This is a genomic window from Streptomyces sp. NPDC002640, from assembly GCF_053592575.1.
In genome coordinates this window covers 362655-371621 of record NZ_JBSFVZ010000004.1, presented here as the reverse complement: position 1 = coordinate 371621, position 8967 = coordinate 362655, and the positions used below count along the sequence as shown (strand labels likewise).

The window sequence follows — 8967 nt, the reverse complement described above, 5'->3', positions numbered from 1 at the left end:
CCGGAACAGGGTCCACAAGTCGTTCGGTACCAACCGCTCGATCAGATCCGTCATGCACGGCTCAACGAGCGATGCCGCCATCAGAAACGACGTCTAAGTGGCGGAGGGGACCGCCTGACCGGTACGTGGGCTGATGTCGGGGCCCCAACAGCCGATGAAGTGTGGCGCAGGATCCGAGGCATGCGTCATCGCCCGCCGGGTGCCGCGGGTCAGGGTGAGCGGCGGGCTGTCTTCGGGGCTGCACTTGAACAAGCCGAACAGCTATTTAATGCCGCGAAGGGGGTAGGTTACGCCTCGCGACCTCTACTGCTTTTCTACGGGATTAGTCAAGCCGGGAGAGCAATTGCCGCTGCATCACAGAGAGTTGCCAACGGTGGCTGGCAGCTTAAGTCGCACGGCATAAAAGCGGACTTGGTGAGCATGCGGAGCCTGGCCACGATCAGCTTGCAGGACAAGGGTCTGGGTAGCTTTACTCAGCTCGCGCCAATTATCGGGTCAGGCACGCTTGCCGCTGGAGTTCCCTTGGGGAGGATTTGGGCCTCGATTCCTGAACTTACTCCGCAGGCGCTGTCTTCCGCAGGTCTGTCATTGCTCCCTGCGCTGACATACCAGCATCAATACAGCACGTCAGAGGTCGTGGATCAGGGTTCGAGGTGTGTGATCTACGGCTGGCTGGCTGGACTTCCTGCACGGCTGCTCCGAGGTCCGAGCGAGGAAAAGTTTGCGGACTTTTTGTCGCACTATCCAACTCTGAAGGGCGCTCAGAGCGCCGAGGGCGCTCTCAATAAGCTCGTCCGAGATTCCGGTACCTCAGGTTTCCGGCTATCTCGTAAGTGGGTGGCTGAGGGTGGAGAGTCTGATGTAGAACTGCAAAGGAAACTTACGACAGCGTATCTCGGTGATAACGTGCGCTTCGCCTTCCCGTCATTCGATGGGAAGGCGCTCCCGCTACATCCGTTCTTGGGTTGGTGGGCCATTCTGTGTGCACTGTCCATGGTCGCCCGCTATGAGCCGTCTGAGTGGCTCAAGATCTTGGACATCGACTTGAACCCTGACGCTGCTGCCGTTGAGCACGCTTTGGATAAGGCGCTTGATGTCGCCCCCGAACTCATCTACTACGCGTTGAAAGCCACGTGAAGCGACTTCGGTGGCTGCCCGCCATGCCGGCCGGTTGGTGCTTGGCGGGGGAGTCGAGGCAAGCGACCTCCGCGGCATGGGGTAGGTCTGTGCGGTAGGTCGCCTGTATCGCAGATGGTGCGCGCGCACTGAGCGACAACGAGAGAGGGCGGGAGTCAGTGAGACTGACTCCCGCCCTCTTCTGTCGGCATCCGCCCTGCTCACATACGGATTTCCGTATGTGGTTGGCGAGTGCCCCCGGCAGGATTCGAACCTGCGCACACGGCTCCGGAGGCCGTTGCTCTATCCCCTGAGCTACGGGGGCGTGTCGATCGCGTCGTGTTCGTCGCGGTGACGGGTAGAACACTACCAGCTCATCACGGGTGGTCGTGAACAGGTTTCTGTGCAGGCACCGCGTGCCGGGGCAGGGGCGGCGCGGGGGGTCCGTGTCCTGTCCGGTACGGGCGGAAGTGCGGAAAACCGGGACGGGGCGTGCACTCGGTGCCTACTCTCTAGTTGTGGCGGGCACTTCCGGCCGGATCCTTGTCGTGGACGACAGTGAGGTGATCCGGCAGCTGATCAGGGTCAATCTCGAGCTGGAAGGGTTCGAGGTGGTGACCGCGGCCGATGGTGCCGAGTGTCTGGAAGTCGTCCATCGGGTGCGCCCGGACGTCGTCACGCTGGACGTGGTGATGCCGAGGTTGGACGGTCTGGGGACGGCGGCGCGGCTGAGGTCGGATCCGGGGACGCGTGACGTGCCTCTCGCCATCGTGAGCGCGTGCAGCCGCCCCGAGGTGGAGGCCGGGCTGGACGTGGGGGTCGACGCGTTCGTGGCCAAGCCGTTCGAGCCGGCCGAACTCGTGCGTGTCGTACGGCGGTTGTTGGAGCGCGTGCGGGAGCGGGAGCGGGCCGCGCCGGGAAGCGGCGGAAACTGAGACAGGGGCCGCGAAGAGGGCGCGGACTGTCCGGATGGCGGGACCCCGCCGAAACGGGTCGACCTATCCCACCCCGGCTCCCCTAATCTGGTCCCCGTGACCCCCGTCGAGCTCTCGCACACCGTGCTTCACGCGGTGCGTTCCGCCGTGGACGCGGGCGAGCTGGCGGTGGCCGTGCCCGAGACCGTCAAGGTCGCCCCGCCCGGCCCCGGGGGCTGCGGGGACTACGCCACCAACGTCGCGCTGCGGCTGGCCCGGCCCGCCGGGCGGCCCGCCGACGAGGTCGCCGAGGTTCTGCGCGCCCGGCTGCTGAGGGCGAGCGGCGTGCGGGACGTCGCGATCACCGGCCCGGGGTTCCTGAACATCAGCCTGGACGGGGACGTGGAGGCGGCCCTGGTGCGCCGGGTCCTCGGTCAGGGGCTGCGGTACGGGCACGGGGACGGTCTGCGGGGCCGGACCGTGGTCCTCCGTCCCGCCGACGAGATCCGCGCCGCCGTCGTCGCCGAGGTCGCCGCGCGCTTGGTCGAGGCGCAGGGCGGCCGGGCCGAGGTCGTGCACGGTGCCACCGCCGGTGAGGGCGACGCCAGCAGCAGTGAGGCCCACGGCAACACTTCCAACGCCCACGGCAGCGCCGCCGGATCCAGCGGCAACGACACCGCCGCCCCCACCCCCCACCCCATCCGCCCCGTCCCGGCCCCCCGCGACCCCGCCCACCTCGGCCCCGCCGCCCGGTGGGCGTTGCTGCACCCCGCGCCGCACGACCGGCCGAGCCTCGGGGCGGAGCACCTGGCGCAGCGGGAGGGCAACCCGCTGTTCCGGGTGCGATACGCGCACGCCCGCACCCGTGCCGTCGCGCGGAACGCGGCGCGGCTCGGGTTCGCCGCGGAGCCGGGGCCCACGGGGGCCTCCGGTGCCAAGGCGGCCCCGGAATCCGCGGGGCCCACGGAGGCGTCGGGTACCACGGAGGCCACCGAAGCCCCGCAACCCCCGGCGACCCCCGCGTACCCCCCCGCGCTGCTGCGGGCCCTCGCCGACCACCCGCGCGTCCTCGCGCAGGCCGCGCGCGACCTGGCCCCGGACCGGCTCGCCCGGCACCTGGTGGTCGTCGCCGACGCCACGCTCGACCTCCTGACGTACACCGCCGTGCTCCCGGCCGGGGAGGAGAAACCCTCGGCCGCCCACCGCGCCCGGCTCGCGCTCGCCGAAGCCGCCGGGACGGTGCTGGCCGGCGGCCTCACCCTGCTCGGCATCGACGCACCCGAACACCTCTGAGCGGCACTGGCGAAGAACAGGCGCAGAGCAGAGGCGAAGAGAGAGACGCAGAGACCACAGACATGAGCCGTTCCGCACACCCCGCCGGGCCCCGTCACGCCGACGTCCTGCCCGAGGGGCACTACAGCGCCCCGCCCGCCGACCTGAACGCCCTCGACCCCAAGGTGTGGGCGGGCTCGGTGACCCGCGACGCCGACGGCGCCGTGCGGGTCGGCGGGGTCGACGTCCGGGAACTGGCCGAGCAGCACGGGACGCCGGCGTACGTCATGGACGAGGCCGACTTCCGGGCCCGGGCGCGGGCCTGGCGGGAGGCGTTCGGCGAGGGCGCCGACGTGTTCTACGCCGGGAAGGCGTTCCTCTCCAAGGCCGTCGTCCGGTGGCTGTACGAGGAGGGGCTGAACCTCGACGTCTGCTCCGGCGGCGAACTGGCGACCGCGCTGGCGGCCGGGATGCCCGCCGAGCGGATCGCCTTCCACGGCAACAACAAGTCCCTGGCCGAGCTGGAGCGGGCGGTCACCGCCGGGGTCGGGCGGATCGTGCTCGACTCGTTCCAGGAGATCGTGCGGGTCGCGCACATCGCGCAGTCGCACGGCGTGCGGCAGAAGGTGCTGATCCGCGTCACGGTCGGAGTCGAGGCGCACACCCACGAGTTCATCGCCACCGCGCACGAGGACCAGAAGTTCGGCCTTCCGCTGGCCGGCGGGCAGGCCGCCGAGGCGGTGCGCCGGGCGCTCAAGCTGGACGGGCTCGAACTGGTCGGCATCCACAGCCACATCGGGTCGCAGATCTTCGACATGGCCGGCTTCGAGGTCGCCGCGCGGCGCGTGGTCGGACTGCTGGCCGAGGTGCGGGACGAACACGGCGTGGAGCTGCCCGAGATCGACCTCGGGGGCGGCCTCGGCATCGCGTACACCAGCGACGACGACCCGCGGGAGCCGCACGAGATCGCCAAGGCGCTCGGGGAGATCGTGTCGCGCGAGTGCGAGGCGGCGGGGCTGGCCGCGCCGCGGATCTCGGTGGAGCCGGGACGGGCGATCGTCGGCCCCACGGCGTTCACGCTGTACGAGGTCGGGACGCTGAAGCCGCTGGACGGGCTGCGGACCTATGTCTCGGTCGACGGCGGGATGTCGGACAATATTCGCACCGCGTTGTACGACGCCGAGTACACGGTCGCCCTGGTCTCGCGCGCCAGCGACGCGGAGCCCATGCTCGCCCGGGTGGTGGGCAAGCACTGTGAGAGCGGGGACATCGTGGTGAGGGACGCCTTCCTGCCGGCCGACCTCGCTCCCGGCGACCTGATCGCGGTGCCCGCCACCGGCGCCTACTGCCGCTCGATGGCGAGCAACTACAACCACGTACTGCGCCCGCCGGTGGTCGCCGTCAGCGACGGCGCGACCCGGGTGATCGTCCGGCGCGAGACGGAGGAGGACCTCCTCCGTCTCGACGTCGGATGAACCGATGACGTCCGGCGGAAAAGCCGCCGGAAACCGGGGAAGATCCCGGAAAACCTGAGTCTCAGGATCCGGACGAATGGAAGAAAGTTCGTCCGGTGCGTGAGACTGGACAACCGTGGACCGGTATGGAACCGGTCTGAGAAACGAGGCGAGGTCGGATGATGCGTACGCGTCCGCTGCGGGTGGCGCTACTGGGCTGTGGAGTGGTCGGCTCAGAGGTGGCGCGCATCATGACGACGCACGCGGCCGACCTCGCCGCGCGGATCGGCGCGCCGGTGGAGTTGGCCGGTGTCGCCGTCCGCCGTCCCGACCGGGTGCGGGCCGGGATCGACCCCGCGCTGATCACCACCGACGCGACCGCCCTGGTCAAACGGGGCGACATCGACGTCGTGGTGGAGGTCATCGGCGGCATCGAGCCCGCCCGGACCCTGATCACCACCGCCTTCCAGCACGGGGCGTCCGTGGTGTCCGCCAACAAGGCGCTGATCGCCCAGGACGGCGCCGCGCTGCACGCGGCCGCCCAGGAGCAGGGCCAGGACCTCTACTACGAGGCCGCCGTGGCCGGCGCCATCCCGCTGATCCGCCCGTTGCGCGAGTCGCTGGCCGGCGACAAGGTCAACCGGGTGCTGGGCATCGTCAACGGCACCACCAACTTCATCCTCGACGCGATGGACACCACCGGCGCCGGGTACCAGGAGGCGCTGGACGAGGCGACCGCGCTCGGGTACGCCGAGGCCGACCCGACGGCCGACGTCGAGGGCTTCGACGCCGCCGCCAAGGCCGCGATCCTGGCCGGCATCGCGTTCCACTCGCGGGTGCGGCTGGACGACGTGTACCGCGAGGGCATGACCGAGGTGACCGCGGCGGACTTCGCCTCCGCCAAGGAGATGGGCTGCACCATCAAGCTGCTCGCCATCTGCGAGCGGGCGGCGGACGGCGGCTCGGTCACCGCGCGGGTGCACCCCGCCATGATCCCGCTGACCCACCCGCTCGCCTCGGTGCGCGGCGCGTACAACGCGGTGTTCGTGGAGTCCGACGCGGCGGGACAGCTGATGTTCTACGGGCCGGGCGCGGGCGGCTCGCCCACCGCCTCGGCCGTACTGGGCGACCTGGTGGCGGTGTGCCGCAACCGGCTGGCCGGGGCCACCGGCCCCGGCGACTCGGCCTACGCGGCGCTGCGGGTGTCGCCGATGGGTGACGTGGTCACGCGGTACCACATCAGCCTGGACGTCGCCGACAAGCCGGGCGTCCTCGCCCAGGTCGCCACCGTTTTCGCCGAGCACGGGGTCTCCATCGACACCGTGCGTCAGCAGGGCAAGGACGGGGGTGCCGCCCGCTCGAGCGAAGTCGAGAGCGGGGGAGAGGCATCGCTCGTCGTCGTCACCCATCGTGCGTCCGACGCCTCGCTCAGCGGGGTCGTCGAGGCGCTGCGCGGCCTGGACACCGTCCGGGGCGTCGCCAGCATCATGCGGGTCGAAGGAGAGTAGGCGGAGTCATGACTCAGACTCACCAGTGGCGCGGAATCATCGAGGAGTACCGGGACCGGCTTCCGGTCTCCGACACGACGGAGGTCGTGACGCTCCGCGAGGGCGGTACGCCGCTCGTGCCCGCGCAGGTGCTCTCCGAGCGCACCGGCTGCGAGGTGCACCTCAAGGTCGAGGGCGCGAACCCGACCGGTTCGTTCAAGGACCGCGGGATGACCATGGCCATCACGCGGGCCAAGGAGGAGGGCGCGAAGGCCGTCATCTGCGCGTCCACCGGCAACACGTCCGCGTCCGCCGCCGCCTACGCGGTGCGGGCGGGGATGGTGTGCGCGGTCCTGGTGCCGCAGGGCAAGATCGCGCTCGGCAAGATGGGGCAGGCGCTGGTGCACGGCGCCAAGATCCTGCAGGTCGACGGCAACTTCGACGACTGCCTGACGCTCGCGCGGTCGCTGTCCGACAACTACCCCGTGGCGCTGGTCAATTCGGTGAACCCGGTGCGGATCGAGGGGCAGAAGACGGCCGCCTTCGAGATCGTCGACATGCTGGGCGACGCCCCCGACGTGCACGTCCTGCCGGTGGGCAACGCGGGCAACATCACCGCGTACTGGAAGGGCTACCGCGAGTACGCGGCGGACGGCCTGTCCACGCGCAAGCCGCGGATGTGGGGGTTCCAGGCCTCCGGCAGCGCCCCGCTGGTGCGCGGCGAGGTCGTCAAGGACCCGCAGACCATCGCCACCGCGATCCGGATCGGCAACCCGGCGTCCTGGGAGTTCGCGGAAGCGGCGCGGGACGACTCCGGCGGCCTCATCGACGAGGTGACCGACCGTGAGATCCTGCGCGCCTACCGGCTGTTGGCCTCCCAGGAGGGCGTGTTCGTCGAGCCGGCGTCCGCGGCGTCGGTGGCGGGCCTGCTGAAGGCGACGGAGGCCGGACTGGTCGACCCCGGGCAGCGGATCGTCTGCACCGTCACGGGCAACGGGCTGAAGGACCCCGACTGGGCGGTCATGGGCGCGCCCACGCGGCCGGAGGTCGTGCCGGTGGACGCGGCGGCGGCGGCCGAGCGGCTCGGGCTCGTCTGACCTCGCGACCCCCCGCGGCCAGGCCGCCCTCCCGGCGCACCCGTCGCCGCGGGGGCGGCCTGTCCCGTTTCCCCGTGGCCCGTCCCGTTCCCCGTGGCCTGTCCCGTTTCCCCACGGCCTGTCCCGTTCCCCACGGCCTCTCCCGTTCCCCGCGGCGCGGCCGTGGTGGGCCGGGAGCCGGACCGCTACGTGGACCGGGACCCGGGACGGGAGTTGGGGTGGGTCGACACGCTGCGTGCGCCTCCCGTGCGCCCTATGTCGCCGAGGAACCATCCTTCGATAGTCTGTACTGAACCAGCCCGCCGCATATGCCGTGCCTGGTTCCGACGCGTTCCCGTCCGCAGACGCCGGATGCCCCGCGTCTCCCCGTGTCCCGCAGTCAAGGAGAGTCATCCAGCGATGGCCGGTCCCGCCTTCCGAGCCGCCGCCGTCCGCGTGCGCGTGCCCGCCACCAGCGCAAACCTCGGCCCGGGGTTCGACGCCCTGGGCCTTTCGCTGGGGCTCTACGACGACGTCGTCGTCCGCGTGGCCGACTCCGGACTGCACATCGACATCGCCGGCGAGGGCAGCGAAACCCTGCCGCGCGACGAGCAGCACCTGCTGGTGCGCGCGATGCGCGCCGCGTTCGACGTGCTCGGCGGCCAGCCCAGGGGGCTGGAGATCGTCTGCGCCAACAGGATCCCGCACGGCCGCGGCCTCGGCTCCTCGTCCGCGGCCATCTGCGCGGGCATCGTCGCCGCGCGTGCCGTGACCATAGGCGGCGAGAACCGGCTCGACGACGACGCGCTGCTGGAGCTGGCCACCGAGATCGAGGGGCACCCCGACAACGTCGCCGCCTGCCTGCTCGGCGGATTCACCCTCGCGTGGATGGAGGGCGGTGTGGGCCGCGCCGTGCGCAGCGAGCCCTCCGATTCCATCGTTCCGGTGGTTTTCGTTCCCGGAAAGCCGGTACTGACCGAGACCGCGCGCGGCCTGCTCCCGCGCAATGTCCCCCATGTCGACGCCGCCGCCAACGCCGGCCGTGCCGCGCTGCTCGTCGAGGCCCTCACCCGGCGCCCCGAGCTGCTGATGCCGGCCACCGAGGACCGTCTTCACCAGGAATATCGTGCCCCGGCGATGCCGGAGAGCGTGGCCCTGGTCGAACGGCTGCGGGCCGACGGAATTCCCGCCGTGATCTCGGGCGCGGGCCCCACCGTGCTGGCGCTGGCCTCCGAGGAGACGGCCCAGAAGGTGGAGATGTCCGCAGGTGACGGCTGGGCCGCGAACCGGCTGGACCTCGATCTGTCGGGCGCGAGCGTGCTTCCGCTCGCGGCCGCCGCATGAACGGCCGCTTTCCCGGATAAGCAGTGACCGGGAGCGGGTTTTCAGGCGATTGCCGGATGTGGAGAGGGGGAATGTTTGTGGGATCCGGTAGTGTTAATGTCAAGTCCGCACCCGACCACCCGAGCGTGGCGAGGTGCTTCACGTCCCCGTCCGGGACAGACATTCTTCCGGGAGCCTCCCAAGCCGCACTGTGTTTCGTACGGTACCTGGTACGCGGGTGCCAACCTGTACGCGAATACTGAGCAGCTCTCCGGGCACGCTCCGGAACCGGTGCGACCGAGCCACGTGACACGCAGAAATCGGT

At 70.6% G+C, this 8967-nt stretch carries 7 protein-coding genes and 1 tRNA gene; 7 read left to right on the top strand and 1 reads right to left on the bottom strand.

The window, feature by feature from the left end:
• The first annotated feature begins 180 nt into the window (after positions 1 to 180).
• Positions 181 to 1137 (top strand): YaaC family protein, encoded by a 957-nt coding sequence (locus ACWD3O_RS08260; RefSeq protein ID WP_451415216.1) that lies wholly within the window; start codon positions 181 to 183, stop codon positions 1135 to 1137.
• 232 nt (positions 1138 to 1369) lie between these two features.
• Here ACWD3O_RS08260 and ACWD3O_RS08255 read toward each other — a convergent pair.
• Positions 1370 to 1441, bottom strand: a tRNA-Arg gene (locus ACWD3O_RS08255).
• Positions 1442 to 1586: 145 nt separating this feature from the next.
• On the opposite strand from ACWD3O_RS08255, the gene ACWD3O_RS08250 reads away from it, so the two are divergent.
• The 6 genes from ACWD3O_RS08250 (at position 1587) to thrB (ending at position 8663) form a co-directional block, all read left to right on the top strand.
• A complete protein-coding gene (locus tag ACWD3O_RS08250; protein WP_451415232.1) occupies positions 1587 to 2051 on the top strand; it encodes a response regulator in 465 nt (154 codons plus the stop codon).
• A 96-nt stretch (positions 2052 to 2147) separates the two neighbouring features.
• Positions 2148 to 3323 carry an ArgS-related anticodon-binding protein NrtL gene (nrtL, locus tag ACWD3O_RS08245; protein ID WP_451415215.1) on the top strand — a complete coding sequence of 392 codons (1176 nt, stop codon included), beginning with the start codon at positions 2148 to 2150 and terminating at the stop codon, positions 3321 to 3323.
• A 62-nt stretch (positions 3324 to 3385) separates the two neighbouring features.
• Positions 3386 to 4777, top strand: a complete 1392-nt coding sequence (lysA, locus tag ACWD3O_RS08240; RefSeq protein WP_451415214.1) for a diaminopimelate decarboxylase — start codon at positions 3386 to 3388, stop codon at positions 4775 to 4777.
• A gap of 161 nt (positions 4778 to 4938) precedes the next feature.
• The gene (locus ACWD3O_RS08235; protein ID WP_451410485.1) at positions 4939 to 6264 is read left to right on the top strand and encodes a homoserine dehydrogenase; all 1326 of its coding nucleotides are present in this window, start codon (positions 4939 to 4941) and stop codon (positions 6262 to 6264) included.
• A gap of 8 nt (positions 6265 to 6272) precedes the next feature.
• Entirely contained in the window at positions 6273 to 7340 is a 1068-nt protein-coding gene (gene thrC / locus ACWD3O_RS08230) for a threonine synthase (protein ID WP_451410412.1), read from the top strand.
• Positions 7341 to 7739: 399 nt separating this feature from the next.
• A complete protein-coding gene (thrB, locus tag ACWD3O_RS08225) occupies positions 7740 to 8663 on the top strand; it encodes a homoserine kinase (protein WP_451410413.1) in 924 nt (307 codons plus the stop codon).
• The last annotated feature ends 304 nt before the right edge of the window (positions 8664 to 8967 follow it).